This window comes from Micrococcus porci (genome assembly GCF_020097155.1).
Classification (GTDB): Bacteria; Actinomycetota; Actinomycetes; order Actinomycetales; family Micrococcaceae; genus Micrococcus; species Micrococcus porci.
The window spans coordinates 212,268-237,679 of sequence record NZ_CP083691.1 but is presented as its reverse complement, the minus strand read 5'-3'; the positions used below and the strand labels follow the sequence as shown (position 1 = coordinate 237,679).

The following is a 25,412-nucleotide window of genomic DNA, read 5'->3' as shown; positions in this document are numbered from 1 at the left end:
TGCGCCAGGTCAGGACTCACGGACCAGCACCACGCCGAGGTCGGTGTTGACGCGGTCCAGGGCGAGGACGGCGTCGCGCAGGGCGGAGGCGATCTCGCGCTGGCGGTTGTAGTCACGCTGGAGCAGGTCCGTGCCGAGGGCGGCGAGCCAGTCCACCATGAGGCGTTCCATGCGGCGGATGCCGCGCTCGAGCTGCATCCAGGTGTCCTCGAGGGCGTCCAGGTCCCGCAGCTGGCGGGTGCCATGGGCGAGCAGCTCCGCCTGTCGGCCGAGGGTCTCCAGCAGCTCCACGGCGTTCCGGGGGAGGGCGTCCAGGTCTGCGCGGTGGACCAGCACGCCGGCGCCGACCACGCGGTGCGCGGCGGTCTTCACGCCGTCGGCGAGGCGGTAGAGGTCGGGACGGGGCACGGGGGTGACGTAGGCGCTGCGCAGGGCCGTGAGGAAGGCCATGAGGGCGGCCGTGGCGGCGGCGTCGAGTGCGGAGAGGTCGCGCTCCACGCGGTCCCGCTCCGAGCCGTCGGCGGCGACCGCCTGGGCCACCGCGCGCACGGCGCGGCCCAGGGTGTCGCAGAGGTCGGTGAGGTGGCCCAGGGCGGGCGAGTCCCGTGTCACCAGCCAGGCGGGCCGGGGCGTCATGCTCAGTGGCACCCACCTTCCGGGGACGGGCCGGCGGGGCGGCCGTGGATCGAGGACGACGCCGGACCCGGGACGCCTCTCGGCGGAAGGCCGCTCACGGCGGCAGAATGTTGGAGCCCGGGGTCACCTGCGATCCGGCGTCGTCGCGGATCAGTCTAACGAGCCGTCCCGCCACGATCGAGCGGCGGCCTCCAGCGCCTCCGCCGTGGAGATCATCCGGGCGGCGCGCAGGGTCAGGCGCGCGGCGTGCGCGGGGTCCGCGTGCTCGGCGGCGGCGGCGTGCTCGGCCTGACCCAGGGCGACCACGCGGGCGTAGGCGCCGGCCCGTTCCAGCGCGACGTCCAGCTCGGAGCGGTACGCGCCCGTGAGGATCGTGTCCGTGAGCCGGCGCAGCTCCTCGGGGCCCGGCGGCTCCACGGCCCCGGCCACGGCCCGTGCGGCGTGGGCGGCGTGCCCGGCGCGGTACCAGGCGGCCCAGCGCTCGCCGTCGCGGGCGGTGGCCTCCTGAAGGGCGTACAGGCGCCACAGCGCCCCGGCCAGGGACACGGCGGGGGCGTCCGCCCACAGCCCGGCCAGGGTCTCCACGCCCACCTCGCGCACGAGCCCCACCAGGCGCGCGACGACGTCGGGGTCCTCCTCGGCGCGGCCGCCCGCCACGAGGGCGTGGGCCAGGCGGGAGGCCGCGGCGGCGATCTCCTGCGGGTCCTCGCCGTCGGCGAGGTCGGCGATCAGACCCGGGTCCGTCAGGCGGGGCCGGTGCGGGCGGACCAGGCCGGACGCGGTGGAGCTGGCGCCGCGGCCGGCGGGGGCGCGGTGGTGGGCCATGGGGGCTCCTTCGGGTCGGGTTCGGCGGTCCGAGTGGACGGGCGGGGCCCGGGATCCGGGCCGGTCCAGGGTAGCCCCGGCGCGCCTCGGCTACCATGGCAGGGCACCCGCGCGGCCCCGCCGCGGAACCGGGTGAGGGCCTTTAGCTCAGCTGGCAGAGCATCGGACTTTTAATCCGCCGGTCGCGGGTTCGATCCCCGCAGGGCCCACACGGAAACGGCCCCTGACTAGGCATGATGCCGAGTCGGGGGCCGATCCCGTTGGGCACTGGGGGCCGCGATCCACCCCTTACCCACCCGATTCACTTTAGGGGACCTCCCCCTCGCCGCCCTCCGCGTCCCCCCAGAACCCGGCCAGCGCCGCCGTCATGTCCGCCGCCTCCGGTGCCTTGGCTCGGTAGTGCGTCCGGGTCACGGCCTCCCCGGAGTGGCCCAGGTACGCCGACGCTGCGGCCAGGCCCTCCGCGTCAGCCAGCCGCGTGGCAACCGTCTTGCGGAACGTGTGCGGGGTGACCCACTCGAATCCGATAGCCTCCCGCGCCGTCCGCCACTGCTTCCGGTAGTTCGACGGGTCCCGGACAGTCCCCGTGGACGAAGGGAACACCATCGGGGACACCAGGCCCAGGTCCATGGACCGCTCCCACCGGCCGCGGAGCATGTCCGCCGTGTGGGCGTCCACCGTGTACGTCTGGACGGACCCGGCCGACTTGGGGTGATCCTGGCGCACCGCGCCCCCGCGGCCCGCCACCACGACGGCACCCGTGATGGCCAGCTTCCGGGCGTCCACGTCCACGTCCTGCCAGCGCAGGGCCAGCGCCTCCGAGATACGGCACCCCGTGGCCAGCATGACGTCCACGACGTCCAGCAGGTCGTCCGGCCGCCGACGCCTCCCGTTCACGGGCGGCTCCGACTGCCAGGCCGCCAACCTCCGGCGCAGGACGCGGACGTCCGCGGGGGACAGGGCGCGGACCTCCTTCCGTGGGATGGAGATGGGGGACACCTCTCGGAGTGGGTTCCCCTGGATGGCGTCATGACGGGCAGCCAGGCCGAGGACGCCGGACATGACCGTCCGCGCCACCTTGGCCGAGGGTGCCCCGTGGTCCCGCGCGATCCCGCGGAGGAACGCCTCCATCCGGGACGTGGTGCATTCCCTCACCCGGAGCTCCCCGACGCCGCCGCGGGCCTTGCAGACGTGCAGGTCCACGGTGATCCGGTACCGCTTCACGGTGTTGGCCGCGCGGCCGCGGGCCTCCACCTCTGCCAGCCATAGGCGGGCGACGTCGCGGACGCGGGTGTCCGGGGTGACCTCGCCAGCGGGCGGGGCTGTGCGGGCGCGGAGGCGGGCCTCCAGGGTGCGGCGGGCGCGCTCCTTAGACGATGCGCGGGCCTCCACCTTGCGCGTCACCCCGTCCACGTCGCGGACCTTGGCCATAGCGCGGAACACGCCGGGGGCCACTTCCAGGGGGTCGCTGATCCGCCCCCAGGTGCCCACGGCCAACGGCGGGCGCGGCATGGTCAGCCCTCCCCGCCCACGGTGTCGTCCGCGCTTTCCAGCCCCTCCAGAACGTCGGTGGCCGCGCGGATAGCCGGGATGGCGTCCAGGCCCCAGAGCTTGGTGTAGGCGGCCCAGGCCTCCGGCGTGCTCACGTCGTCTCCATCTCGTATGGCCTGGCGGCGCAGATCCTCCGACCGGATGGCCAGGTACTTGTCCCGCCGCTCCTGAACTCGGCTCCGGAGCTCGTCGTCCTGGCGCGCCTTGTCACGCACGCCCCGGACCGTCTCCCAGTAGACGTCTTCGACTGTGCGGAGAACCTTGGCCACGTTCTCCGCGCCCAGGTACGCCTCCCACAGCACCTCGCGGGTAGTGGACTCCGGTGCGCCGATCAGTGCGGGCACGGTCACGCCCAGGACCTCCGCGAGGACGGCTGCCTCCGTGACCTTGACGGACCGCTGGCCCAACTCCACGCGGGAAAGGGTCCCTTGAGACCAGGGCAGGCCGGCGGCGCGTAGGAGGGGTACTAGGTCCCCCTGTTGCTTGATCCCGGCGTCCTCGCGGGCGTCCCGCACGCGGCGGCCGATCTCCTGGTCCGTCGGAAAGTGACTCATAGGGACAGGGTACACCGAAGAATCGAGAACGCCTCCGGATATGAGTTGACCATCACGATGGCGTGCGGTACGTTCTCAACGGAACGCGGAATCGTTCCGCATTCATCGGATGAACCTAGGAGGCCCGCCATGAGCGCCACCCCGACCCCCGCCGCTGCTCTTTCCCTCACCCACCTCACCCCCCAGGACCTCGCCGCCCGCGTGGGTGTCCCGGTCGCCACCGTCTACAACTGGCGGACGACCGGCTACGGCCCCCGCGGATTCCGCGTCGGGAAGTACCTCCGGTACCGCCTGGCCGACGTGGAGGCATGGGAGGCCGAACAGATCGCCGCCGAGGACGCCCGATGAGCGCGCCGGAGTCGCACGCTGCCGCCGCCGTCGCCGTTCGACGCATCCAGGCCCAGGCATGGGCAGACGGCTACGCCGCGGGCCGGGTGGACGAGTTCCACGGCGTCACCCGGCCGAACCCCTACGCCCTGGACGCCGGACCCGAGGACGCCCGGTGAGTGCCCCCGACCGCTACCGCCTGGACCCCGCCGTCCTAGACGTGGAGGCCCGCACCCCGGCCGCCGGCGCTCGCCTCCCCTCCGGATGGGTCCGCGCAGCCACAGCGGCCGCCCGCGCCATGGGGGAGCCGTTCACCCCGGCCCGCCTCCGCGCTGCGCTCCCGGAGCCGGTCCACCCGGCCCACTTCGGTGCCGTTGTCCGCCACCTCCACGCGGCCCGCGTGATCCGCCCCGCGGGCCTGGCCCTGGAACGGTCGCCGGACGGGTCTGCGCGGCCGGTCCGCGTCTGGGAGGCCGTCCCCGAGGACGCCCAGGACCCCGCGGAGGACACCGCCACCCCCGCCGCATGAGCGGCACACCCACCACCCGCATCACAGGCCTGGAAGGAGGGCACCCATGGGCGCGAGCAACGTCATAGCCGCCTACACCTACTGGCGCGACCGCCTCTCGCACCGGGACCTCCACGCGCTCGTGTTCATGGCCGTGACCGCCCTCGATTCTGACCGCCCGCCGGTCTACTACGGCGGGTGGGAGGCCGTGGCCCGGGCGCTAGGCCTGGACCTGGAGGGCAACCCCGCCTCCGCCAAGCGCACCACCGTGAAGGCGTTGACCGCGCTCACCGAGGCCGGCGCGATCACCTCCAGCGGTACGGCCCGCGCCGGAATCCGTGCGGAGTACGCCCTGAATCTCGCGCCTGGGACCACCTACGTCCCGTCCGGCCGAGGGCGGAACGTCACCTGGACGGCGCGGCCCACGACTGCCAGGGGGACCGCCATGGACCCCCAGGTAGGGACCGTGGTGGACCCCCAGAGGGGGACCGTCGTGGACCCCCTCCAGGGGGACCGTGGTGGACCTAGGAGGGGGACCGCCATGGACCCCCCTAAGAGAACCCAGGAACCACACGGAGGAACACGGGAGGAACCACCAGAGGAACCACCCATCACCTCCCAGCCCAACCCTGGTACGCGCGTGCGCGAGTCCGACGCCATGAATGACGACAGGACCCCCTCCAAGGCAGAACAGGAGGCCCGCCTCCTGGCGTGGGCCGCCGAGCACTACACCGAGGACCCCAACGCCCTCACCGCCTGAACCGCCCCGCGCGACCGCCGCCCCACCCACCACGCACCCCGTGGCCCCGATCCATCCGCCTCTACGCCTGGAGGCCCAGCACCTAGGAACCGACCATGGTCACCACCGCCACCAGACACCACCGCCGCACCCCTGCGGGGACCCTCCGCACCGCAGCCCCGTTCTTCGCCGTCCTGGCCGCCCGCCACGGCATCCCCGCCCCCGATGCCCCCACGCCAGCCAGAACGCCCACAACGGCCCCCAGGGCGACGCAGGACACCCGCCCCGCCCAGGACCACCTCCCCAACCTGGAGGGCCACCAGTGACCCGCACGCACCCCGCCGAGAACCAGCACGCCAGCGGCCGCTACCTGGACACCACAGCCAGAGATGCCGAGGACTTGGCAGCCGTCGCCGACGCCGCGGCCAAAGACGCCGACGCCATGGCCCGCATCGCCGCGGACATCGTGGCGCAGCACGCCGAGGACCTGGCCGGCATCACCGCCACCACGGCCGACGACTCCCAGGCCCACACCTGACCACGCCCACCCTGCCCCACCGCGAGGAGCACACCATGAGCACCACCACCGCCCACCCGGCAGAACCCACCCCCGCCGCCCTGGTCGCCCGCGTGAACCTTGCCGAGCCCGACGGGAAGGACCACGCATGAGCCGCCAGCCCGCCTCTGTGCCCCTGACCAGTGCCCTTGACACGGCACCGTTCGGGCGTGAAATGCGCGCACTCCGCCGCGGCGCGGGCCTCACCCAGGCCCAGGCCGCGGACCGGATGGGGGTCTCCCTCCGCTGGCTCAAGTACCTGGAGGCGGGCACCCGGCGGCCCCGCTTGCAAGACGTCGGCCGCGTGGCCGTCATGGACCCGCTCACGGGCCGCATGGCCACCAGCGTCCTCCAGACCCTCACCCCGGCCGGGAAGATCACCCCGTCTGGCCCCCGACTATCCCTCGCGCACCTGGCCCGCCTCGCCGGCTGGCCACTCGAGCCCATGGACCCATCCGTATCCGATGCAGTCACCCCGGAGGCCCTGGCTGTCGTGGCCGACGTCCTGGACGCCGCGCACGCCCTCCTGGACCAGGCGGACCCGCACATGGAGGACCTGGAGGCCTTGGCCGCCACCCGCAACGTCTCCGCCGTGGTTCACCGCCTGGATCATGTCTACGCCGCTCTCGCTGCCGAGGACGCCCGGTGACTGCACCGAGCCCCTGTGAACGGGCACCCCCGCACGGCCCCGTCACCGCCCCTCACCCCTACTCGAAAGGACCCGCCGGCATGACAACCGCACAGACCATCACCGCCAACCTGACCGCCGCCCGTCACGCCTACTACGCGGCCGTGCAGACGGCCCGCACCTACCAGGACCCGGACCTCACCCCGGAGGCCCTGACCCGCCAGCGCCAGGACCGCGAGGCCGCCGCCCGCACCGCCTACGCCCAGGAGCTCCGACCTATCCGAGAGGACTACGAACGGGCGGCCCGCCTGAATGCCAAGGCCCTGGCCAAGGTCCCTGCCCCCACCGGCTCCACCGCCGACGTCTGGCGGCGCGTGGAGATGCGCCTGGGCGCGGGAGCCACCCTGGACCAGATCGTGGCCACCGCCGACGTCCCAACCCTCCAGGCGGTCCGTGAGTGGGCACCCACCTACCTGGCCGTGAACGGCGGGGACCCGGCCGCCGCCCCCGCGCTGGGGGACCGCCTGGAGCGCGCCACCCTGGCCCGCTACGCCACGGTCACCAAGGACGCCGACATGGCCGCCGCCCTGGCCGAGGCCCCCACGCTGGCCGGCCTCGCCGTGACCCTGGACGATGCCGAGGCAGAGGCCCAGGGCATCCCGGGGGCCGGAGGCCTGAACGGTGCTGTGGCCGCTGCCTTGGCCGTCCAGGCCGCCGGGTCCACCACCGTGGACCCCGACACCACCGCCTGACCGACCTACCGGCCACCCGCGGCCCCGTCGCTCTTCACCGGGCGGCGGGGCCGTTGTCTGGCCCCGGACGTGCCGGGGTGAGGTCAACCGCGGGTAATGTCCACCACGTGTTCGGTGCCGGACGCATCAGAAAGGGTGACTCGGTTCAGGGAGTCCACGCTGAACATGGCGAGGCGACGAGCGATGCTCGTGGCAACTTCCACCGCTTGCGCGGTCGTCAGTGTCTCCGAGTAGGTGACGTAAATGCCGTCCGTTCCCACGGCCTTCACGTCCTTGATCGGGCGCGCCCATTCGGGCCGCGTGTCCCCGATGTCAAGCGTCTCCAACGTGACCTGGCCGAGGTCCTGACCCGCCGCCTTGGACTGGCTGTATTCCAGAGCGCGGGCGGAGGCCGACGCCACGGCGGCGTCGAAATTCCGTTGTGCCGCATCCACCTTGGCCTGGGCAGCCTCAGACTCCAGGGACGCCAGGCTCCTGGCCGCCTCATCAGGGGAGAGCGAGGACGCGCTGGCCGTCGCCGTGGGCGCGGGTGCGGACGATGCCGGGGCGTCCTGGCTCGTGTTCGCGGAACAGCCGGTTGCGAGTGCGGCCGTGATAGACGCGACGAGAGCGAGTGTAGGGAGGGTCTTGGTGTGCGGGGCGCGGACGCGGGGGAGGTACATGCCTGGAGTGTCGCATGGGGCCGCCGGTCACCCGTGAACCGCCCACCCTTTACCCACCCTAAACGTTGGGAAACAACCTGTTCGGACCGGCCCAACGGTGGACGGGAGGCACGTGGAATCCCCGGAATCCTGCGGGCGACGGGACCCCGCGCGCACCACCCAGGACCACGCCCCGAGAATCCGCCGGTCGCGGGTTCGATCCCCGCAGGGCCCACCACTTCACGACGCCGGCCCCGCTCAGCCCTCGCCGAGCATCCCGCGCAGGGTGCGCTCCACCGGGGTGGCATCGGCGCGTGCGTCCACGATCGCGGAGGACGGCGGGGCGGCGCCCACACCTAGGATGGAACCATGAGCACCGGTTCCGCGCCAGAATCCGAGCCGCTGGCCTCCGGCGGGCACGCCGTCTGGTCCCGACCGGAGCACGAGCGGGCCGGCACCGACCTCGTCCTCGTGCTGCACGGCTACGGCTCCAACGAGGTGCGCGCCGCCCGCAGGTTCTTCCCCATGCTCCCGGAGCGCTGCACCGGCCTGGCCCTCCGCGGGCCCTTCGAGATCGACGCCGCCGCCGTCGAGGGCCCGGACGATCCCGGGGCCCACGGCTGGTTCCTGCTGGACGTGCTCCTGCAGTCCGACTTCGCCCAGGTGATCGCCGCCGCCCACCGCGTGTACGACGCGCTCGCGGACGACGCCGTGGCCGACGCCGGGTTCCGCAGCGTGTCCGTGCTCGGCTTCTCCCAGGGCATGGCCATGGCGACGACCGTGATCCGGCTGCGTCCCGAGGCGTTCGCGTGCGGGGTGGGGCTGAGCGGGTTCGCGGTGGACAACGAGCTGCTCGCCGTCCTGGACTCGCCCGCCGAGGGCCCGGGGCCGCGCCCGTTCTTCTGGGGCCGCGACGCGCAGGACCCGGTGATCCGCCCGGACGCCGTGGCCCACACCGCCGCGTGGGCGGAGGAGCACACCCTGCTCACCGCCCGCACCTACCCGGGGATCCTGCACGGCACCGGCCCGGAGGAGGCCCGGGACGTGCGGATCTTCCTGGAGCACGTGCTCGGCGGGGCCTGATCCCCTGACCTGCGCGGGGGCGGGCCGCTACGGTGGCCCGCATGGCAAAGAACTCCATCATCGGACGGTACGCATCCGGGAAGGCCAAGGACTTCGCGATGAAGTCCGCCTTCGACGAGAACGGCAACCCCACCGAGGGCTTCGAGAAGCTCGTCTTCACCACCCTGGACATCCAGCGCCCGCTGGTGCTGAAGAACATCCAGCGCCTGCACGAGAGCCACCCGGGGGAGACCCCGGAGCAGCTCGCCGAGCGCCTCGCGGACCAGTACGTCACCGCCTCCACCGGCGCGGGCGCCGCCGTGGGCGGCACCGCGATCGTCCCGGGCATCGGCACCGTGGCCGCGCTGGGCCTCTCCGCCGCGGCCACCGTGGCGTTCCTCGAGGCCACCGCCCTCTACGCGCAGTCCCTTGCCGAGCTGCACGGGCTCACCACCAAGGACCCCGCGCGCTCCAAGGCCCTCGTGATGGCCGTGATGCTCGGCGACGACACCAAGGAACTCCTCAAGGACATCTCCCGGAAGAGCGGTGTGAAGAACACCGGCACCCCGGACTCCGCCGCGGGCCTGGCGGCCATGATGAACGGCGGCGCGGCCGGTCAGGCCGCCGGCGGCGCCGGCCTCGGCGCCGTGGCCATCGAGCAGCTCAAGAAGCAGTTCGTCAAGAAGGTCCTCGTCCGCCAGGGCGCGGGCTTCCTGGGCCGCGCGGTGCCGTTCGGCGTCGGCGCCGTGATCGGCGGGGTGGGCAACCGCGCCATGGCCAAGGCCGTGGTGAAGAACTCCCGGGACCTGTTCGGCCCCCTGCCCGCGCAGATCCCCGGCGAGATCGTCGCGGCCTCGGCCAAGGGCCAGGACGTCGGTCAGTCTGCGGAGGACGGCAAGGGCGGCCTCGTCTCCGGCCTCATCAAGGCCCTGCCGCTGGGCAAGAAGGACGAGAAGAAGGCCTGACCGGCCCCTGACGCCCGCGCGACGACGGCGACGCACCCGCTTCAGGGGGCGTCGCCGTCGTCATGCGGGGGCGTCCGGGCGTCAGGCGGCGGGGGCCGTCGGCGGGGCGGGGCGCGGACCGGCGGGCTGCAGGATCGCCACCTGCAGGGCGATCACGGGCACCGCGAGCACCAGGGGGGCGATCAGGAGCGGGGCGCCGAGGCTCACCGAGCCCTGCGTGAGGGAGCCCAGGACCACCATGGTGAGCAGGAACAGCACCGGCGCGGCCACGGCGGCTGCCCACACGGCGGCGAACAGAGCCGCCGCGGCCCAGCGCGGCTGCCCGCCCCGGCCGAGCCGAAGAAGTCCAGGGGGACGTCGGGCAGCTGCAGCAGCATCGACGCGGCCCCTACCGCGGTGCCCAGGCCCGCCGCCGTCAGCAGTCAGCCGGCCACGGCCCAGCCCCGGCGGCCGGTCGCCTTGTTCTCCGCGCCCATCCGGCTCCCCCCTCCTGTTCACGTGGTCCCATCGGACGACGGCGGGGGTCAGAACACGAGGCTCGCCAGCGTGTGGATCGCCAGGCCGGCCAGTGCGCCGACCACCGAGCCGTTGATGCGGATGAACTGCAGGTCCCGGCCCACGAGGTTCTCCAGGGTGTCCGCCGTCTGGCGGCCGTCCCAGCGGGCCACGGTCTCCTCGATCACCCCGGTCAGGGCGGGCCCGTAGGAGCTCAGCGCGTAGGACGCGGCCGCGCGGGCGCGTCCGTCCACGCTGGCCTGCAGCGCCGGGTCCTCCTGGAGGCGGACGCCCAGGTCCACGAGGGCGTCCACGAGCGCCCGGTGGAGGTCCGAGTCCTGGTCCTCCAGGGCGGCCAGGAGCGAATCCCGCAGGGTGATCCAGGCCCGGCCCGCCCACGCGCGCAGCTGCTCGTCCGCGAACAGGTCCGCCTTGAACCGCTCCGCCGACGCGCGGGTGGCCGGGTCGTCCCGCATGTTCCCGGCCAGGCGGGCCAGCCAGTCGTCCACGGAGCGGCGCGCCTCGTGGTCGCGGTCGGCTCGCACGCCCGCCAGGTACTTCAGGGTCTCGGCGTGCAGGCGCTCCGCCAGGAGGCGGTCCACCAGGTCCGGGCTCCACTCGGGCGAGCGCCGGCGCACGGTCTCGAGGAACATCTCCGGGTGCGTCGCCACCCAGTCGCCGGTGTGCTCGACCACCAGGTCCACGACCTTCTCGTGGTGTCGCCCGGCCAGCACGTCCTCGAGGACGCCGGCCAGGGTGGGCGACCAGTCCGGCTCCACCATGTGACGCTGCATCAGCTGCTGCAGGAGGTCCTGCACGGCGTCGTCGTCCGTGGCGGCCACCGCGCCCCGGGCCGCCATGGCGATCTCCCCGGCCGCGTGGACCGCGTGGGGCCGCTCCCGCAGCCAGCCGCCGGCCGCGCGCGCCACCTGGAGCCCCGCCACCTTCTCCCGGGCCACGTCCGAGTCCAGGAAGTTCTCCTGCACGAACTCCGTCAGCGCGGCGCCCAGCTGGTCCTTCTTCTCCGGGATCAGCGCGGTGTGCGGGATGGGCAGGCCCAGGGGGCGGCGGAACAGGGCCGTGACCGCGAACCAGTCCGCCAGCGCGCCCACCATGCCGCCCTCCGCGGCGGCGCGCACGAACCCCCACGCCGGGTGCACGCGCTGCAGCGGGAAGGCGACGGCGAACACCACGGCCAGCACGATCAGCAGCCCCAGCGCCACGGCCTTCATGCGCCGCAGCCCCGCGGCGCGCTCCAGGGCGGCCGGGGTGAGCGGGAACGGGGAGTCGGCGGGGACGGGGGACGGGGCCATGCACCGAGCCTAGCGGCGGCGCCGGACGCGGCAGCCGCCGTCGTCGTCGGTTCACCTGCCGGTCGGGCGCACGTCGGGTGCGCGTCGGGGAGCGGCCAGCCGGGCCGCCTACCGTGACGGGCGTGCTCCCCCTCGTGATCGCCCACCGCGGCGCGTCCGCCGCCTTCCCCGAACACACCCGCGCCGCCATGCTGCACGCCCTCGCCGTGGGCGCGGACGGCATCGAGTGCGACGTCCAGCTGACCCGGGACCGCCAGGTCGTCCTCTGGCATGACCCCACCGTGGACCGCACCTCCGACGGGCGTGGCCCCCTCGCCGACCACACGCTCGCGCAGCTGCGCGCCCTCGACGTCGTCTCCTGGCACCAGGGCATGGGCGGGGACGCGCCCGGCGACGCCGCCGGGCGCGTCCCCGCCGTCTACGGGCGCCGTGACGAGCAGGTGCTCACCCTGGCCGACCTGCTGCGCATGGTGCTGGCGGCCGACCGCCCCCTGCGCCTGGCCGTGGAGCTGAAGCACCCCTCGCCGTTCGGGCACGAGCTGGAGGAGCGGGTCCTGCGCGAACTGGTCGCCGCGGGCTGGGACGCAGAGACCGGGCTGATGGGCCAGGTGCGGGTGTCGCTCATGAGCCTCCACCCGGGCGCCCTCCAGTACCTCGCCCCATTGACCGGCCCGGACGCCCTGTGCCCGCTGATCGACCTGGTGCCGGACGAGATCCCCTCCCGTCTGGCCCGCGGGCCGCTGAGCCGGGCGGCCGTGCGCGCCACGGTGCGCCAGTCCCTCGCGGACGCCGAGACGATGGTCTGGCGGGGGCGGGCCGGGCTGGCCGGGCCTTCCGTGGCCTACGTGCGCAGCCACCTCGCGGACGTGAAGGCGTGGCTGGCCTCCGGCCGGCGCCTGCGGGTGTGGACCGTGGACGAGCGGGAGGACGCCCTGTTCCTCGCCGCCCAGGGCGTGCAGGAGCTCACCACCAACCGGCCCGCGGACGTCCTGCGCTGGGTGACGCAGGCGGCGACGTCGGCCTCCCCCGGTGCGATTTCGGGGCGGGACATGCCCTCACCCGCCGCGAGGTAGGGGCAGGTCCCGCCCGCACAGCCGAAGGGCCGGGGACGAGCCGAGGCCCGGGCGGCGGGCCTCAGCCCAGCGTCCAGGCCTCGGCCTGCTCCACCACGTGGTGGGTGAGCTGGGCGATCGCCATCTCCTCGTCCGTGGGGACCACCAGCACGGGGATCGCGGAGTCGTCGGTGGAGATGGTGCGCGGCTCGTCGCCGCGGACCATGTTCCGCGCGTGGTCGTAGCGCACGCCCAGCGGCTCGAGCCGGTCCAGCACGCGCGCCCGGAACGGGGCGGAGTTCTCGCCGATGCCCGCGGTGAACACGATCGCCTTCGCCCCGCCCACGGCCACGTGGTAGCCGCCCACGTACTTCGCCAGCCGGTAGGACGCGATCCTCAGGGCGTCCCGCGACGCCCGGTGCCCGGCCTCGGCGGCCTCCAGCACCTGGCGCATGTCCGCGTTCCCGGACAGGCCCAGCAGGCCGGACTCCTTGTTGAGCATGGCGTCCACGTCCTCGGCGCTCATGCCGTGCGCGGTGATGAGGTGGGTGACGATCGAGGGGTCGAGGTCGCCCGAGCGGGTGCCCATCACCAGGCCGGCCAGCGGGGTGTACCCCATGGACGTGTCGATCGAGCGGCCGCCGCGGATCGCCGTCGCGGACGCGCCGTTGCCCAGGTGCAGCACCACCCCGTCGAACTCGCTCCGCTCCAGGCCCAGGTGCTCCGCGGCGAGCCCGGTCACGAGGTCGTGGCTGGTGCCGTGGAAGCCGTACCGGCGGATGCCGTGCTCGGTGTAGAGCTCGTCCGGGATCGCGTACTGCCAGGCCTCGCGCGGCATGGACTGGTGGAAGGACGTGTCGAACACGACCACCTGCGGCAGGTCCGGCCAGCGCTGCGCCACGGCGCGCAGACCCTGCGCGGCCGCCGGGTTGTGCAGCGGGGCGAGCGGGGCCAGGCGCTCGATCGCGCGGATGACCTCGTTGGTCACCAGCTCCGGGCGCTGGAAGCGCTCGCCGCCGTGCACCACACGGTGCCCGGCCGCGGCCAGCCGGCGCGAGCCGACGACGGCGGTGATCTCCGCCTCCACCCGCTCCAGCGCGGCCGCGTGGTCCGGCACGTCGGAGCCGGCGACGCCGATCCGCTCCACGAGCCCCTTCAGGACCACCGGCTGGTCGGTGTCCCGGCCGTCGGGGGTGAGCTCGCGCACCTGGTACTTCAGGGACGAGGAGCCGGAGTTCACCACGAGCACCAGCAGGGCGTCCTCGGGCAGCTGCCGCGCGGACACGGTGGGCAGGGTCATGGTGGCGGGGGAGGCGGTCACGGGGCGTCCTTCGGGGTGGGCTGCGGGGACCCGGTCTGGGCCTGGATCACGGTGATCGCCACCGTGTTCACGATGTCCTCCACGGTGGTGCCGCGGGAGAGGTCGTTGACCGGCCTGTTCAGGCCCTGGAGGACGGGCCCGACGGCGACCGCGCCCGAGGACTGCTGGACCGCCTTGTACGTGTTGTTGCCGGTGTTCAGGTCGGGGAACACGAACACGGTGGCCTGGCCGGCCACCTCGGAGCCCGGCATCTTGGATGCGGCCACGGAGGCGTTCACGGCGGCGTCGTACTGGAGCGGGCCCTCCACCTTCAGCTCCGGGTGGGCGGCCCGCACCAGCTCGGTGGCGGCGCGGACCTTGTCCACCGCGTCACCGGAGCCGGAGGCGCCGGTGGAGTAGGAGAGCATCGCGACGCGCGGGTCCACGCCGAACTGCGCGGCGGTCTCCGCGGAGGCGGCGGCGATGTCCGCGAGTTGCCGGGCGTCGGGGTCCGGGTTCACGGCGCAGTCGCCGTACACCAGGGCGCGGTCCGGCAGGAGCATGAAGAACACCGAGGAGACGATCGACACCCCCGGCTTCGTCTTCACGAACTCGAGGGCCGGGCGGATGGTGTTGGCCGTGGTGTGGGCGGCGCCGGAGACCATGCCGTCGGCGTCGCCGAGGTGGACCATCATCGTCCCGTAGTAGGCGCCCTCGAGCATGACCTCGCGGGCCCGCTCCAGGTCCACGCCCTTGTGGGAGCGCAGCCTCCGGTACTCGGCGGCGTAGCGCTCGCGGTCCTCGGACGTGGCCGGGTCCACGAGGGTGATGCCGGTGAGGTCCACGCCCTCGCGGGAGGCCAGCTCCCGCACCTCGGCCTCGCCGCCGAGCACCACGAGGTCGCAGACGTCGCGGCGCTGGAGGATCTCCGCGGCGCGCAGCACGCGGGCGTCCTCGCCCTCGGGCAGCACCACGGTCCGCCGGTCTGCGCGGGCCCGCTCGATCAGGTCGTGCAGGAAGCGCAGGGGGGTGACGACGTCGGTGCGGGGCAGGTCGATCCGCTGCAGCAGTTCGTCCCCGTCCACGCGCTGGTGCCACGTGCCGAGCGCGGCGGCCGTCTTGCGGGGCTGGGCGCTGGAGAGCTCGGAGCGCACCCGGGAGACGTCGGCGGCGGTCCCGAACGTGTCGTCGTCGGTGGCGAGCACGGGGAACGCGGCGTCCTGGTAGAGGCGCTGCAGCTGGGCGTTCGGGAGGATCCCGTTGGTGAGGATCATGCCTGAGGGCGTAGGGAAGTCCGGGGTGAGGGAGGAGGCCAGGGTGGCCAGGATCGCGTCGGAGCGGTCGCCGGAGACGATTACCAGGGCTCCCTCGCGCAGCACCTCCAGGAAGTTGCCGCCCTCCATGGAGACGGCCTTGACCTCGGTGACGTCGCGGTCCTGGGTCGGTCGGCCGGCCACCTGCTCCAGGTCGAGGGCGGCGGCGACCTCCGCGACGGACGGGTGGGCGAGCTCGGGCAGCTCGGGGAGCACGTACACGGGCCAGGAGCGGCGGCCCGGGCGGATGGCCTCGGCGATCTCGTCCAGCCGGCCGGCGTCCGCGCGGTTGACCATCACGGCCAGCAGGTCCGCGCCGGCCTCGGCGAGGGCGTGGCGGGTGAGGTCGACGGCGTCGGCGGCCTCCTGCGCGCCCAGGCCCGCCCCGGAGACCACGGCGACCACGGGCGTGCTGAGGTTCAGCGCGAGCCCCGCATTCAGCTCGAGGTCCGCGGCGGCGTCGGCTCCCGTCAGGTCCGTGCCCTCCACGACGACGACGCCGCACTCCCGCGCCATCCGGTCGTACACCTCGACGCAGCGCTCCTGCAGCTCGTCCCCGCGGCCCTCGGCCATGAGGGAGCGGGCCTCGGCGGCGGTGATCCCGCCGCGGGCCTGCTCGGCGGTCAGGCCGAACTGCTCGCGCATCAGCAGGACCATGGGGTCGGCCTCGACGTCGTCGCCCGGGACCACGGGGCGGAAGTAGCCGACCGTGCCGGAGCGGCGGTACAGGGAGTCGGCGAGGCCCAGGCTCACCAGCGACTTGCCGGCGCCGGCCGTGGTGGTGGTGACGAGGATCCCCTGCGGCATGCTGCCCCTTCGACGTGTTCGATGTGCGGCGGATGGTCTCCCGTCAGCGTAGGAGGCGGCCGCGCGGAGCGGGGAGGGGCGGGCGACGGACGCCCGCCCCGGGGCGGTCCGGAGCACGGCATAGAGTGAGGAGGGTCACCCCGCATCCTTCGCACCGACTCGAGGACCCCCCATGTCGCACACCACCCCTCCGGGCCACGGGCTCGTCGACCGGCACCACCCGGTGCACGACCCGGACATCGTCGGCTTCACCGAGGCCGAACTCAACGAGACCCCCATCAAGCCGAAGTGGAACTCGCTCGGCCCCGGCATCGTGGCCGCCGCCACGGGCGTGGGCGCCGCGGACCTCGTGGCCACCCTCACCGCCGGCTCCCGCTACGGCTACATGCTCCTGTGGGCCGTGGTCCTGGGCGTGGTCTTCAAGATCGTCCTCGTGGAGGGCGTGGGCCGGTACTACCTGTCCACCGGCAAGACGATCTTCCAGGGCTGGCGCGGGCTCGGGTCGTGGACCTCCTGGTACTTCGGCCCCTACATCCTGATCTGGGGCTTCGTGTACGGCGCCACGGCCATGTCCTCCACCGCCCTGCCGCTGGCGGCCCTCTTCCCGGGGGTGGACTCCAAGGTCTTCGCGATCGCCTCCGGCCTGGTGGGCCTCGGCCTGGTCTGGCTGAACCGCTACGGGCTGGTCGAGAAGGTCATGACAGTCCTGATCGGCGTCATGTTCGTGACGGTGCTGATCTCCGCGGCCCTGACCGTGCCGAACCTCGGGGACATCCTCGGCGGCCTGGTCCCGCGCATCCCCTCCGGCGACCCGGACGTCATGTTCTACGTCCTGGGCCTGGCCGGCGGCGTCGGCGGCACCATCACCCTCGGCGCGTACGGCTACTGGCTGCGCGAGAAGGGCTGGAACACCCCCAAGTACATGCGGGTCATGCGCTTCGACAACACGGTCTCCTACGTGCTGACCGGCGTGTTCGTGATCGCCACGATGATCATGGGCGTGGAGCTGCTGCACTCGGCGGGCATCGCGATCTCCTCGGGGGACAAGGGCCTGCTCGACGTCGGCGACGTCCTGGCGCAGCGGTACGGCGACGTCTGGGCCACGGTGTTCCTCATCGGGTTCTTCGCGGCGTCCTTCTCCTCCGTGATCGGCGTGTGGCACGGCGTGTCCCTGATGTTCGCGGACTTCTGGACGAACTTCCGTCGCCCCGCCGACGAGCTGGATCAGGACGACGCCCCGTCCCTGGCCTCGAAGCCCGGCCGCTTCTACCTGCTGTGGCTGACGTTCCCGCCGATGGTGCTGCTGTTCCTCGATCGGCCCATCTTCCTGATCCTGCTCTACGGCACCCTCGGTGCCCTGTTCATGCCGTTCCTGGCCGTGACCCTGCTGTTCCTCAACAACTCCCGCAGGGTGCCTGGGAAGTTCCGCAACGGCTGGGTGCGCAACGTCCTGCTGGCCCTGACCACGGCCGTGTTCCTGGTGATCGGCGGGAACGAACTGCTCAAGGCGCTGAAGCCGCTGATCGGCGGCTGACGGCAGTCCGGCGGCCGCCTGCCCAGCGTTGTGTGCACGACTCGCCGCACGCCCCCGGCCCCTGCGGCGAGTCGTGGACACGACGGGACGGGCGGCGTCGGTCTGGCGCCGGCGACGGAGGCGGGGCACCCTGGGTGCATGATCGTCGCCTTCTCCGTGTCCCCGTCCGGCGCCCCCGCCGACGCCGCCTACGCCCCCTCCTCCGACGGCGACTCCGCCTCGGTGCATCGCGCGGTGGCGGCCGCCGTCGCCGTGGTCCGCGCCTCGGGCCTGCCGCACCGGACCTCCTCGATGTTCACCGAGGTCGAGGGGGAATGGGACGAGGTGATGGGCGTGGTCAAGCGCGCCGTGGAGGCCGTGGAGCCCTACGGTTCGCGGGTCTCGCTGGTGCTGAAGGCGGACATCCGGCGGGGCCGCACCGGCGAGCTCGACGGCAAGCTGGAGCGCCTCGAGGCCGCCCTCACGGACGGCACCCCCGCCACCCCCGACCGCTTTCGTGCGTGAAACGGACGGCGCGTCGGACGCTGTCGTTCGCGATGTGAACCCTCCGTCCGCCCCGGCACCGACCGTCCGCCCCGCCGGGGCCGACGACCTGCCCGCCGTGCTCGCCATGAAGAACGCGGCCTGGCGGGAGACCTATGCGCATCTGCTGGAGCCCGGGTTCCTCGCCGCCCAGGAGGCCGAGCTTCCCCGGGCGGTCGAGGCGTGGACCCGGCTCCTGGGCGAGCCCGGGATGGAGGTCTGGCTCGCGGAGGGAGCGGGCGTCGTCGTCGGGATGGCGGCCGCGGGCCCGGCGGACGACCCCGCTCTGGGGCCCGAGGGGCGCGAGCTCATCGCGCTGTATGTCCGGGCCCGCCTCCACGGCGCCGGCCTCGGGGCCGCGCTGCTGCGGGCGGCCGTCGGCGGGCGGCCCGCCCGACTCGACGTCCTCGTCGGCAACGAGCGGGCGATCGCGTTCTACGAGCGCCACGGCTTCGTGGCGGTCGGCGAGCCGGCGGTGCTCGGCGGCCCGTGGGGCGACGCGCGGGAGCAGCGCATGGTCCGCCGCTGACCCGCTGCCCACCCTCGTTCTCAGGGCGCGACACGCCGCTTCCGCCCACGACGGCCCGGCGTGTCCCGCCCGCACAGTCCCCGCCCGGCCGGGGCGCGGGAGAATCGGTCCATGATCACGCCCGGCACCTTCCCCATCAGCTCCGGCACGGCCGAGATCGTCCCGGACCCGTGGACGGACGGCGTGTTCCTGCTCAAGGTCAACGGCGTGGAGTCCTCGCAGCTCAACCCGGACCGCCCGGAGACCCTCGGCTTCGAGTACATGCGCTGGGCCGCGGCCGTCCTCACGCACCGCTTCGCCCCGGACGCGCGTCTGCGCGTCCTGCACCTCGGCGGGGCCGGCTGCACCTTCGCCCGCTGGGTCACGCACACCTACCCGGCCTCGCACCAGCTGGCCGTGGAGCTCGACGCCGGCCTGGCCGCCGTCGCGCGCGAGCACTTCGACCTGCCCCGCGCCCCGCAGCTGAAGATCCGCGTGGGCGAGGCGGGGGAGGTGCTCGCCGGCCTCCGCGACGCCACCCGTGAGGTCGTGTTCCGGGATGTCTTCGCCCCCGACCCGGCCGACCCCACCGGCGCCCTCCACGTCACCCCCGCCCACCTCACGGGCCTCGACGCCGCCGCCCACGCCGCCCGTGTGCTCACCCCGGGCGGGGTGTACCTGCTGAACATCGGCGGCGGGCCGGACCTGACGTCGGTGCGCCGCGAGGTCGCCGCCCTCACCGAGACGTTCGCGCACGTGGAGGTCATGGCGGACCCGGCCATGCTCAAGGGCCGCCGACGCGGGAACGTGATCGCCGCCGCGTCGTCCGCCCCGCTGTCCGCGGACGGGCTCGGGGGGCGGTCCGCGCTGGCCCGGGCACTGCGTTCGGACGCGTTGCCGGCGCAGCTGCTCGACGACGTCGTCGCCTTCACCGCCGGCCTCACTCCGGACGCGACGCCACTCGTGACCCCGGCCGAGGGCTGACGGGGTCCACAGCGCGCACGAAAGCGCCCGACGCGCGGCCCGTTTCACGCACGAAAACGCCGGACTAGGCTGGAGGCGACCCTCCGGTCCCGACGACGAGGCCGGAGCCCCCGACGTCAGGAGGCCGCCATGTCCGCCGAGACCACCCCGTCCACCCTCCCCGCCGAGGCCCCGCTGGGCGTGCTCGTGGGCGTGGACGGCTCCGACCAGTCCATCTCCGCCGCCCGCTGGGCGCAGCGCGAAGCGGGCCTGCGGAACCTCCCGCTGACCCTCGCCACCGCGTACACCGTCCCCGCGTTCTGGGGCTACGCCGCGGACGGCGCCGGCCTCCTCACCGACGACGGCCGCCTCCACGCCGGTGTGGAGGCCCTCCTGAGGGAGGTCGCCGGCAAGCTCGACCCCGCCGGGGTGGCCCCCGAGCTGCGCGTGGAGGTCGGCGACGCCGCCGGCGTGCTGATCGACCTCTCCGCCCAGGCGGAGCTGCTGGTCTCCGGCAGCCGCGGCCGCGGCGGGTTCATCGGCCGCCTGCTGGGCTCGGTGTCCTCGGCGCTGCCGGGCCACGCGCACTGCCCCGTGGCCATCATCCCGGCGGGCGTGGAGGCCTCGCGGGCGGACTCGGGGGCGCCCGTCGTCGTCGGCGTGGACGGCTCCGAGCAGGGCCGGGCGGCCGCCCTGGTGGCCGCGGAGGAGGCGCAGGCCCGGAAGGCGCCGCTGCACCTGATCTCCGCGCTGCCCCCGATCTCCCCGAACGCCGCCTGGCTGGCCGTTTCCCTCGACGAGGAGGCGCGCGAGCAGGAGCTGCGCGAGCGTCTCGAGGACGGCGCCCGCTGGCTGGCCTCCGAGTTCCCCGGCCTGGAGGTGACCTCCGAGCTCGCCTCGGGCGTGCCCGTGGACGTGATGGTGGAGCAGACCGCCACCGCGCGCCTGACCGTCCTGGGTACCCGGGGCCTGGGCGGGTTCAGCGGCGCCCTGATGGGCTCCACGAGCGCCGGCGTGGCCAATCACGCCAAGGGCCCGGTGATGGTCGTGCCCTTCCGTGAGGACGTCCGCCTCGGCCGCCGCGCCGAGTTCGGCGCGGTCGTGGACCAGGACGACCCGCGCGTCTGAGCCGCCCCCGCCCCTCGGACGCACCGGACGCCCGGCCCGCCACGGGCCGGGCGTCCGCCGTGTTCAGCCCCAGCCGAGCTCGTGGAGGCGCTCCTCCGAGATCCCGAAGAAGTGCCCCACCTCGTGCATCACCGTCACGGTGATCTCGTGCTCGAGCTCCGCGCGGCTGCGGCAGTGCCGGGTGAGGGGGCCGCGGAAGATCACGATCCGGTCCGGCAGCTGCCAGGCCGCCTCGGCCCGCTCGGCCAGGCTGAACCCCTCGAACACGCCGAACAGCTCCGTGTCCGGGTCCTCCCAGCGCTGCGGCTCGTACTCGTCCTCGACGATCACCACGACGTTGGTGAGCAGCCGGGCGAGCTCGTCCGGGATGCGCAGCAGGGCGGCGTCGACGGCGGCGTCGAACTCCTCCTCGCTCATCCACGTCTCCACGGGGCCTCCTGGGGTTCGGACGGCGGGTGTCGGTCGGGTGCGCCCACCCTATAGACTTCACGGGTCCGTCGGTCCGCCGGCGGGCGCGCCCTCATCGTCTAGAGGCCTAGGACACCGCCCTTTCACGGCGGCGACACGGGTTCGAATCCCGTTGGGGGTACGCACGGCAGGCCGGCTCCACGGCGTCTGCGGAGGACGCGCGAGAGTCGATTTGCACGGCGCGCAGACGCTCTGATAGAGTCTCTACTCGTTGCAAGGAGAGATCCGGAGCGGCGTACAACAGAACAAGGCCCTGTAGCGCAGTTGGTTAGCGCGCCGCCCTGTCACGGCGGAGGTCGCGGGTTCAAGTCCCGTCAGGGTCGCTCGGATCATCCGATCACCGGTTTCTTCGGTTCTACGGAGTCCGGTGACACGAGGATCCCGGCGATGCGAATCGCCTGGCTCTGTAGCTCAGTTGGTAGAGCGTACGACTGAAAATCGTAAGGTCACCGGATCGACGCCGGTCGGAGCCACACTCACGAAGGCCCCCGCTGCTGCGGGGGCCTTCGTCGTCCTCCGACCTCCGATCGGGGCCGGGTGGCGTGAGATCCCTCACATCCACTGACGTGATTCCGGGGGATCCGGGGCGATCAGCGGTTCGTGCGGCGACGTCGACCCCGTAACTTCGATGGAATGACCGACACTCCGCCTTCGATGACACCCGCCCCCGCGGGGCGCGACGCCGATGCGCCGGCAGCGAACCGCCCCCACCGGACCGGGCCCGACCCCGACGTGAAGCACCCGGCCCCCGCCACCGCGGATCAGGCCGACCGGGGCCACGCGGGCCTGTTGCCCTGGGTCTTCTGGCCCTCCACCCTGATCGTCCTGCTCTTCGTGGTCGCGACCCTCGCGTTCCCCGCGCAGATGACCGACGTCATCGGCGACGTCCAGGCCGCGATCATCCGGAACTTCTCCTGGTGGTACGCGATCGTCGCGTTCGCCTTCGTGGTGTTCTGCGCCTACCTCGTGTTCTCCCGCAAAGGCTCCATCACGCTCGGCAAGCCCGACGAGAAGCCTGAGTTCTCCACGATGTCCTGGTTCGCCCTGCTGTTCGCGGCGGGCATGGGCATCGGCCTCGTCTTCTTCGGCATGACCGAGCCGCTCATGCACTTCACCAGTCCCCGCCCGGATCTGGCCGCGGCCAATCCCACCGAGGCCCAGGCGGCCCAGTCCGCCCTGGCGACCACGTTCCTCCACTGGGGCCTGCAGCCCTGGGCGATCTACGCCGTCGTGGGGGTGGCCGTGGGCCTGGCGATCCACCGCCGCGGCCGCCCCCTCTCCCTGCGCTGGGCGTTCGAGCCGCTGCTCGGCGAGCGGCGCGTGCGCGGCGGCTGGGGGCACCTGATCGACAACATCGCCCTGATCGGCACCGTCTTCGGCGTGGCCACCTCCCTCGGCCTCGGCGTCACGCAGATGGCCGCCGGACTGCGCTCCCTGGGCATCGTCCCCGCGGACTCCCCCTGGCTCGAGTACGCCATGATCGCGGCGGTGACCTGCGTGGTCATGTACACCGTGGTCTCCGGCGTGGAGCGCGGCATGAAGTGGCTCTCCAACATCAACCTCGTGCTCGCCGCGGGGCTGCTGCTGTTCATCGCGCTCGTCGGCCCGACCCCCTTCCTCCTGAAGGAGACCGTGCAGTCGTTCGGCGCCTACCTGCAGAACTTCTTCGCCGACTCCCTGAACGTCTCCGCGTTCTACGGCGCCGAGGGCGACGCCTGGCAGGCAGGATGGACCGCCTACTACTGGGGCTGGTGGATGTCCTGGACCCCGTTCGTGGGCATCTTCATCGCCCGCATCTCCCGCGGCCGCACCGTGCGCGAGTTCCTGATGGGCGTGCTGCTGGTGCCCACCCTCGTCTGCGTGGTGTGGTTCGGCATCCTCGGCGGCACCGCCATCTGGCTGGAGACCGTCCGCCCGGCCGGCTACACCTCCGTGGTGGGCGCCGACGGCGCGATCGACTCCAACTCCGCCCTCTTCCAGGTCCTGGAGCAGCTCCCGGCGGGCCTGCTGCTGGTGATCGGCGCCATCATCCTCTCGGGCATCTTCTTCGTCACCTCCGCGGACTCCGGCGCGCTCGTGATGGGCATGCTGGCCACGGGCGGCGACGTGAACCCGAAGACCGCCGTCAAGATCTTCTTCGCGATCGCCACTGCGTTCATGGCGGCGGCCCTGCTCGCCGCGGGAGGCCTGTCCGCCATCCAGACGCTGGCCATCACCATCGGCCTGCCGTTCTCCGTGCTCATGCTGGTCATGTGCGTGGCCACGTTCCGCTCGCTCGGCTACTCGGCCGCGCGCGTGGAGGCGGTCCGCCGTCAGGCCATGCTGGCCTCCATCCAGGACCGGCTCGGCAAGGACACGGACGACGACGAGGTCGTCGAGGGCGGCCCCGTGGCCGCCTCGCAGTGGTGGGCCTCGCTCAGCCGTGACCACCAGCGCACGATCGCACGGCTGGCCTCCCCCGGCCCGGACGACGAGATCCGCCTGCACGAGGACGCCACGGCCACATCGGCGCGGCCGGACACGACGCGCGGCGGCTCCACCGCCCGCTGACGCCCCGCCCGCTGACGTCGCCCCGTCCAGCACCCTCCCCGGGCCTCCGGGGACGACGACGGCCCGTCGCCTCCCCGTGGAGGCGGCGGGCCGCCGTCGTGCGGGGGACGGTCTCAGACGTCCCAGGTGAGGGGCGGCGGGGTGCCGTGGCGGTCGTGGCGGTGGGCGCTGCGCCGCACCGCGGGCACCGCCCACGCGGCCGCGAGCACGGCCAGCCAGAGCACGCCGATCACGAACGGCTGGGCGAGCGCGGTCTGGAGGGCGTCCGGGCCGCCGAGGGCGCCCAGGACGGCGCCGCCCTGGTCGAACGCCATGGTCCCGGCCACCACGGCCACGAAGGCCAGGCCGAGCCACGCGCCGACCCGCCCACCGGGCATCGGGAACGCTCCCGGTGCCTGGCCGTGCCGCGCGAGTGCCCGCCGCATGCCGAGGTGGGAGGCCAGGATCAGGGCCCAGGTGAACACCACCGCGAACGTGGCCACGCCGGCGACGATCCCGAAGGTGTCCTCCTTCACGCTCATGAACACGGCGCCGGCCGCCATCACGCCCAGCATCGCCACCACGGTCACCCACGGCACGCCGCCGCGGGTGACGGCTGTGAAGACGCGGGGCGCGTGCCCGTCGTGCGCCATGTGGTGCAGCAGGCGGGCGTTGGTGAAGATGCACGCGTTGATCGCGGAGACCGCCGCGGTGAGCACCACGAAGTTCAGCAGGTGCGGGGCGAACGGCACCCCGAGGGTCTCGAAGATCTGCACGAACGGGCTGGTCTCGCCGTCCACGGTGGTCCACGGCACCAGGGACATGATCACCAGCATGGAGCCGATGTAGAAAAAGAGGATGCGCACCGGCACCGTGTTCACGGCGCGGGGCAGGGCGCTCGCCGGGTCCTCGGCCTCGCCCGCGGCGATGCCGAGGGTCTCCGTGCCGCCGAAGGAGAACGTCACGATGGTCAGGGCGGTCAGGACGCCCATGAGCCCGTGCGGGAGGAAGCCGCCGTGCTCCACGAGGTTGTGGGGGCCGGGGGTCACGCCGTCCTGGAAGGACGCGCCGGAGAACATGAGGATCACGCCGCCGAAGATCATGCCCACGATGGCCAGGACCTTGATGAGGGAGAACCAGAACTCCGCCTCGCCGAAGCTGCCCACGTGGGTGACGTTGATCAGGCCCAGCACGACCATGGTGGCGGCCACCCACACCCACGCCGGGACGTCGGGGTACCAGAAGGCCATGTAGACGGTGACGGCGGTCGTGTCCGCCACGATCACCACCGCGAGCTCGAACACGTAGGTCCAGCCGGTGAGGAATCCGGCGAACGGGCCGAGGTAGCGGGACGCGTAGGCGACGAAGGAGCCGGAGATCGGCTCCCGGACGGCCATCTCGCCGAGGGCGCGCATCACCAGGTACACGGCCGCGCCAGCCAGCATGAATGCCAGGACGACGCCGGGGCCCGCGGCCTGGATGCCCGCGGCGGAGCCGTAGAACAGGCCTGTCCCGACGGCGGTGCCGAGCGCGATGAAGGTGATGTGCCGAGGGTTCAGCCCGCGTTGCAGCTGCGCCTGCGCGGGGGCCTCGGGGGCGGGGGTGGACTGCACGGGGTCTCCACTCCAGGGGGAAGGGACGAGAGCGGGGCCACAGTACCGCGCGTCGTCGTCTGGGCCCGGTTCGTTCCGGCGGACGACGTCGCCCCCTCCTCGTCCGAGGACGGTCGGAGGCCC

Annotated in this window: 28 protein-coding genes and 4 tRNA genes; 21 read left to right on the top strand and 11 right to left on the bottom strand. The window is 73.4% G+C overall.

Annotated features, from left to right (window positions below; all coding sequences use genetic code 11):
- Positions 1 to 9: 9 nt before the first annotated feature.
- Both KW076_RS01100 and KW076_RS01095 read right to left on the bottom strand, forming a co-directional pair.
- Positions 10 to 636, bottom strand: coding sequence for a hypothetical protein (locus tag KW076_RS01100; RefSeq protein WP_224355808.1), 627 nt, complete (start codon positions 634 to 636; stop codon positions 10 to 12).
- Between the two features lie 150 nt (positions 637 to 786).
- Positions 787 to 1,461 (bottom strand): hypothetical protein, encoded by a 675-nt coding sequence (locus KW076_RS01095; RefSeq protein ID WP_224355807.1) that lies wholly within the window; start codon positions 1,459 to 1,461, stop codon positions 787 to 789.
- Between the two features lie 136 nt (positions 1,462 to 1,597).
- On the opposite strand from KW076_RS01095, the gene KW076_RS01090 reads away from it, so the two are divergent.
- Positions 1,598 to 1,670, top strand: a tRNA-Lys gene (locus tag KW076_RS01090).
- A gap of 97 nt (positions 1,671 to 1,767) precedes the next feature.
- On the opposite strand, the gene KW076_RS01085 is transcribed toward KW076_RS01090, so the two are convergent.
- Together KW076_RS01085 and KW076_RS01080 are read right to left on the bottom strand one after the other, a co-directional pair.
- Entirely contained in the window at positions 1,768 to 2,973 is a 1,206-nt protein-coding gene (locus KW076_RS01085; protein ID WP_224355806.1) for a tyrosine-type recombinase/integrase, read from the bottom strand.
- A 2-nt stretch (positions 2,974 to 2,975) separates the two neighbouring features.
- Positions 2,976 to 3,566: a helix-turn-helix domain-containing protein gene (locus tag KW076_RS01080; RefSeq protein ID WP_224355805.1), complete on the bottom strand. Its 591-nt coding sequence runs from the start codon at positions 3,564 to 3,566 to the stop codon at positions 2,976 to 2,978.
- 129 nt (positions 3,567 to 3,695) lie between these two features.
- Between KW076_RS01080 and KW076_RS01075 the strand changes: the two genes are divergently transcribed.
- The 8 genes from KW076_RS01075 to KW076_RS01040 all read left to right on the top strand — a co-directional run bounded on the left by KW076_RS01075 (position 3,696) and on the right by KW076_RS01040 (position 7,076).
- Positions 3,696 to 3,914, top strand: a complete 219-nt coding sequence (locus KW076_RS01075) for a helix-turn-helix transcriptional regulator (protein ID WP_224355803.1) — start codon at positions 3,696 to 3,698, stop codon at positions 3,912 to 3,914.
- Complete coding sequence (locus KW076_RS01070) at positions 3,911 to 4,072, top strand: hypothetical protein (RefSeq protein ID WP_224355802.1); 162 nt, start codon at positions 3,911 to 3,913, stop codon at positions 4,070 to 4,072. The genes KW076_RS01075 and KW076_RS01070 overlap by 4 nt, the downstream gene beginning before the upstream one ends.
- A complete protein-coding gene (locus KW076_RS01065; RefSeq protein WP_224355801.1) occupies positions 4,069 to 4,422 on the top strand; it encodes a hypothetical protein in 354 nt (117 codons plus the stop codon). Before KW076_RS01070 ends, KW076_RS01065 begins: the two co-directional genes overlap by 4 nt.
- 46 nt (positions 4,423 to 4,468) lie before the next feature.
- Positions 4,469 to 5,161, top strand: a complete 693-nt coding sequence (locus KW076_RS01060) for a hypothetical protein (RefSeq protein WP_224355800.1) — start codon at positions 4,469 to 4,471, stop codon at positions 5,159 to 5,161.
- A 95-nt stretch (positions 5,162 to 5,256) separates the two neighbouring features.
- The gene (locus KW076_RS01055) at positions 5,257 to 5,466 is read left to right on the top strand and encodes a hypothetical protein (protein ID WP_224355798.1); all 210 of its coding nucleotides are present in this window, start codon (positions 5,257 to 5,259) and stop codon (positions 5,464 to 5,466) included.
- Positions 5,463 to 5,678, top strand: a complete 216-nt coding sequence (locus KW076_RS01050) for a hypothetical protein (RefSeq protein WP_224355796.1) — start codon at positions 5,463 to 5,465, stop codon at positions 5,676 to 5,678. Before KW076_RS01055 ends, KW076_RS01050 begins: the two co-directional genes overlap by 4 nt.
- 127 nt (positions 5,679 to 5,805) lie before the next feature.
- Positions 5,806 to 6,345 carry a helix-turn-helix domain-containing protein gene (locus tag KW076_RS01045; protein WP_224355795.1) on the top strand — a complete coding sequence of 180 codons (540 nt, stop codon included), beginning with the start codon at positions 5,806 to 5,808 and terminating at the stop codon, positions 6,343 to 6,345.
- Between the two features lie 80 nt (positions 6,346 to 6,425).
- Complete coding sequence (locus KW076_RS01040; RefSeq protein WP_224355792.1) at positions 6,426 to 7,076, top strand: hypothetical protein; 651 nt, start codon at positions 6,426 to 6,428, stop codon at positions 7,074 to 7,076.
- Between the two features lie 83 nt (positions 7,077 to 7,159).
- Here the strand turns inward: KW076_RS01040 and KW076_RS01035 are convergent, their stop codons facing one another.
- Positions 7,160 to 7,738 carry a hypothetical protein gene (locus KW076_RS01035; RefSeq protein WP_224355791.1) on the bottom strand — a complete coding sequence of 193 codons (579 nt, stop codon included), beginning with the start codon at positions 7,736 to 7,738 and terminating at the stop codon, positions 7,160 to 7,162.
- Between the two features lie 348 nt (positions 7,739 to 8,086).
- Here KW076_RS01035 and KW076_RS01030 point away from each other — a divergent pair, with 348 nt between their 5' ends.
- Positions 8,087 to 8,800 carry an alpha/beta hydrolase gene (locus KW076_RS01030; RefSeq protein ID WP_224355789.1) on the top strand — a complete coding sequence of 238 codons (714 nt, stop codon included), beginning with the start codon at positions 8,087 to 8,089 and terminating at the stop codon, positions 8,798 to 8,800.
- A 41-nt stretch (positions 8,801 to 8,841) separates the two neighbouring features.
- Positions 8,842 to 9,744, top strand: a complete 903-nt coding sequence (locus KW076_RS01025; RefSeq protein WP_224355788.1) for a hypothetical protein — start codon at positions 8,842 to 8,844, stop codon at positions 9,742 to 9,744.
- A gap of 81 nt (positions 9,745 to 9,825) precedes the next feature.
- On the opposite strand, the gene KW076_RS01020 is transcribed toward KW076_RS01025, so the two are convergent.
- Positions 9,826 to 10,029, bottom strand: coding sequence for a hypothetical protein (locus KW076_RS01020; protein WP_224355787.1), 204 nt, complete (start codon positions 10,027 to 10,029; stop codon positions 9,826 to 9,828).
- A gap of 239 nt (positions 10,030 to 10,268) precedes the next feature.
- The gene (locus tag KW076_RS01015) at positions 10,269 to 11,552 is read right to left on the bottom strand and encodes a DUF445 domain-containing protein (protein WP_224355786.1); all 1,284 of its coding nucleotides are present in this window, start codon (positions 11,550 to 11,552) and stop codon (positions 10,269 to 10,271) included.
- Between the two features lie 122 nt (positions 11,553 to 11,674).
- On the opposite strand from KW076_RS01015, the gene KW076_RS01010 reads away from it, so the two are divergent.
- Positions 11,675 to 12,625 carry a glycerophosphodiester phosphodiesterase family protein gene (locus tag KW076_RS01010; protein WP_224355784.1) on the top strand — a complete coding sequence of 317 codons (951 nt, stop codon included), beginning with the start codon at positions 11,675 to 11,677 and terminating at the stop codon, positions 12,623 to 12,625.
- Between the two features lie 61 nt (positions 12,626 to 12,686).
- Here KW076_RS01010 and KW076_RS01005 read toward each other — a convergent pair whose 3' ends face one another.
- Both KW076_RS01005 and pta read right to left on the bottom strand, forming a co-directional pair.
- The gene (locus KW076_RS01005; RefSeq protein WP_224356749.1) at positions 12,687 to 13,859 is read right to left on the bottom strand and encodes an acetate/propionate family kinase; all 1,173 of its coding nucleotides are present in this window, start codon (positions 13,857 to 13,859) and stop codon (positions 12,687 to 12,689) included.
- Between the two features lie 62 nt (positions 13,860 to 13,921).
- Positions 13,922 to 16,024, bottom strand: a complete 2,103-nt coding sequence (pta, locus tag KW076_RS01000) for a phosphate acetyltransferase (protein ID WP_224355783.1) — start codon at positions 16,022 to 16,024, stop codon at positions 13,922 to 13,924.
- A gap of 172 nt (positions 16,025 to 16,196) precedes the next feature.
- On the opposite strand from pta, the gene KW076_RS00995 reads away from it, so the two are divergent.
- The 5 genes from KW076_RS00995 to KW076_RS00975 all read left to right on the top strand — a co-directional run bounded on the left by KW076_RS00995 (position 16,197) and on the right by KW076_RS00975 (position 20,679).
- The gene (locus tag KW076_RS00995; protein WP_224355782.1) at positions 16,197 to 17,558 is read left to right on the top strand and encodes an Nramp family divalent metal transporter; all 1,362 of its coding nucleotides are present in this window, start codon (positions 16,197 to 16,199) and stop codon (positions 17,556 to 17,558) included.
- Between the two features lie 138 nt (positions 17,559 to 17,696).
- Positions 17,697 to 18,062, top strand: coding sequence for a thiamine-binding protein (locus tag KW076_RS00990; protein WP_224355781.1), 366 nt, complete (start codon positions 17,697 to 17,699; stop codon positions 18,060 to 18,062).
- Positions 18,063 to 18,096: 34 nt separating this feature from the next.
- The gene (locus KW076_RS00985) at positions 18,097 to 18,609 is read left to right on the top strand and encodes a GNAT family N-acetyltransferase (protein ID WP_224355780.1); all 513 of its coding nucleotides are present in this window, start codon (positions 18,097 to 18,099) and stop codon (positions 18,607 to 18,609) included.
- 111 nt (positions 18,610 to 18,720) lie between these two features.
- Positions 18,721 to 19,572: a spermidine synthase gene (locus tag KW076_RS00980; RefSeq protein WP_224355779.1), complete on the top strand. Its 852-nt coding sequence runs from the start codon at positions 18,721 to 18,723 to the stop codon at positions 19,570 to 19,572.
- A 129-nt stretch (positions 19,573 to 19,701) separates the two neighbouring features.
- Entirely contained in the window at positions 19,702 to 20,679 is a 978-nt protein-coding gene (locus tag KW076_RS00975; RefSeq protein WP_224355778.1) for a universal stress protein, read from the top strand.
- A gap of 63 nt (positions 20,680 to 20,742) precedes the next feature.
- Here KW076_RS00975 and KW076_RS00970 read toward each other — a convergent pair whose 3' ends face one another.
- Complete coding sequence (locus tag KW076_RS00970) at positions 20,743 to 21,096, bottom strand: metallopeptidase family protein (protein ID WP_224355777.1); 354 nt, start codon at positions 21,094 to 21,096, stop codon at positions 20,743 to 20,745.
- A gap of 99 nt (positions 21,097 to 21,195) precedes the next feature.
- Here KW076_RS00970 and KW076_RS00965 point away from each other — a divergent pair.
- The 4 genes from KW076_RS00965 (at position 21,196) to KW076_RS00950 (ending at position 23,697) form a co-directional block, all read left to right on the top strand.
- Positions 21,196 to 21,268 (top strand) — tRNA-Glu (locus KW076_RS00965).
- Between the two features lie 128 nt (positions 21,269 to 21,396).
- Positions 21,397 to 21,470 (top strand) — tRNA-Asp (locus KW076_RS00960).
- 77 nt (positions 21,471 to 21,547) lie between these two features.
- Positions 21,548 to 21,620 (top strand) — tRNA-Phe (locus KW076_RS00955).
- A 181-nt stretch (positions 21,621 to 21,801) separates the two neighbouring features.
- Positions 21,802 to 23,697 carry a BCCT family transporter gene (locus KW076_RS00950; protein WP_224355776.1) on the top strand — a complete coding sequence of 632 codons (1,896 nt, stop codon included), beginning with the start codon at positions 21,802 to 21,804 and terminating at the stop codon, positions 23,695 to 23,697.
- 113 nt (positions 23,698 to 23,810) lie between these two features.
- On the opposite strand, the gene KW076_RS00945 is transcribed toward KW076_RS00950, so the two are convergent.
- Positions 23,811 to 25,289: an amino acid permease gene (locus KW076_RS00945; RefSeq protein ID WP_224355775.1), complete on the bottom strand. Its 1,479-nt coding sequence runs from the start codon at positions 25,287 to 25,289 to the stop codon at positions 23,811 to 23,813.
- Positions 25,290 to 25,412 lie beyond the last annotated feature (123 nt).

What these genes read in the sequence shown, in the direction of transcription:
- KW076_RS01100 (WP_224355808.1), bottom strand. Translation starts at nt 636, where the DNA reads ATGACGCCCCGGCCCGCCTGGCTGGTGACACGGGACTCGCCCGCCCTG.
- KW076_RS01095 (WP_224355807.1), bottom strand. Translation starts at nt 1,461, where the DNA reads ATGGCCCACCACCGCGCCCCCGCCGGCCGCGGCGCCAGCTCCACCGCG.
- KW076_RS01085 (WP_224355806.1), bottom strand. Translation starts at nt 2,973, where the DNA reads ATGCCGCGCCCGCCGTTGGCCGTGGGCACCTGGGGGCGGATCAGCGAC.
- KW076_RS01080 (WP_224355805.1), bottom strand. Translation starts at nt 3,566, where the DNA reads ATGAGTCACTTTCCGACGGACCAGGAGATCGGCCGCCGCGTGCGGGAC.
- KW076_RS01075 (WP_224355803.1), top strand. Translation starts at nt 3,696, where the DNA reads ATGAGCGCCACCCCGACCCCCGCCGCTGCTCTTTCCCTCACCCACCTC.
- KW076_RS01070 (WP_224355802.1), top strand. Translation starts at nt 3,911, where the DNA reads ATGAGCGCGCCGGAGTCGCACGCTGCCGCCGCCGTCGCCGTTCGACGC.
- KW076_RS01060 (WP_224355800.1), top strand. Translation starts at nt 4,469, where the DNA reads ATGGGCGCGAGCAACGTCATAGCCGCCTACACCTACTGGCGCGACCGC.
- KW076_RS01055 (WP_224355798.1), top strand. Translation starts at nt 5,257, where the DNA reads ATGGTCACCACCGCCACCAGACACCACCGCCGCACCCCTGCGGGGACC.
- KW076_RS01045 (WP_224355795.1), top strand. Translation starts at nt 5,806, where the DNA reads ATGAGCCGCCAGCCCGCCTCTGTGCCCCTGACCAGTGCCCTTGACACG.
- KW076_RS01040 (WP_224355792.1), top strand. Translation starts at nt 6,426, where the DNA reads ATGACAACCGCACAGACCATCACCGCCAACCTGACCGCCGCCCGTCAC.
- KW076_RS01035 (WP_224355791.1), bottom strand. Translation starts at nt 7,738, where the DNA reads ATGTACCTCCCCCGCGTCCGCGCCCCGCACACCAAGACCCTCCCTACA.
- KW076_RS01030 (WP_224355789.1), top strand. Translation starts at nt 8,087, where the DNA reads ATGAGCACCGGTTCCGCGCCAGAATCCGAGCCGCTGGCCTCCGGCGGG.
- KW076_RS01025 (WP_224355788.1), top strand. Translation starts at nt 8,842, where the DNA reads ATGGCAAAGAACTCCATCATCGGACGGTACGCATCCGGGAAGGCCAAG.
- KW076_RS01015 (WP_224355786.1), bottom strand. Translation starts at nt 11,552, where the DNA reads ATGGCCCCGTCCCCCGTCCCCGCCGACTCCCCGTTCCCGCTCACCCCG.
- pta (WP_224355783.1), bottom strand. Translation starts at nt 16,024, where the DNA reads ATGCCGCAGGGGATCCTCGTCACCACCACCACGGCCGGCGCCGGCAAG.
- KW076_RS00995 (WP_224355782.1), top strand. Translation starts at nt 16,197, where the DNA reads ATGTCGCACACCACCCCTCCGGGCCACGGGCTCGTCGACCGGCACCAC.
- KW076_RS00990 (WP_224355781.1), top strand. Translation starts at nt 17,697, where the DNA reads ATGATCGTCGCCTTCTCCGTGTCCCCGTCCGGCGCCCCCGCCGACGCC.
- KW076_RS00980 (WP_224355779.1), top strand. Translation starts at nt 18,721, where the DNA reads ATGATCACGCCCGGCACCTTCCCCATCAGCTCCGGCACGGCCGAGATC.
- KW076_RS00975 (WP_224355778.1), top strand. Translation starts at nt 19,702, where the DNA reads ATGTCCGCCGAGACCACCCCGTCCACCCTCCCCGCCGAGGCCCCGCTG.
- KW076_RS00970 (WP_224355777.1), bottom strand. Translation starts at nt 21,096, where the DNA reads ATGAGCGAGGAGGAGTTCGACGCCGCCGTCGACGCCGCCCTGCTGCGC.
- KW076_RS00950 (WP_224355776.1), top strand. Translation starts at nt 21,802, where the DNA reads ATGACACCCGCCCCCGCGGGGCGCGACGCCGATGCGCCGGCAGCGAAC.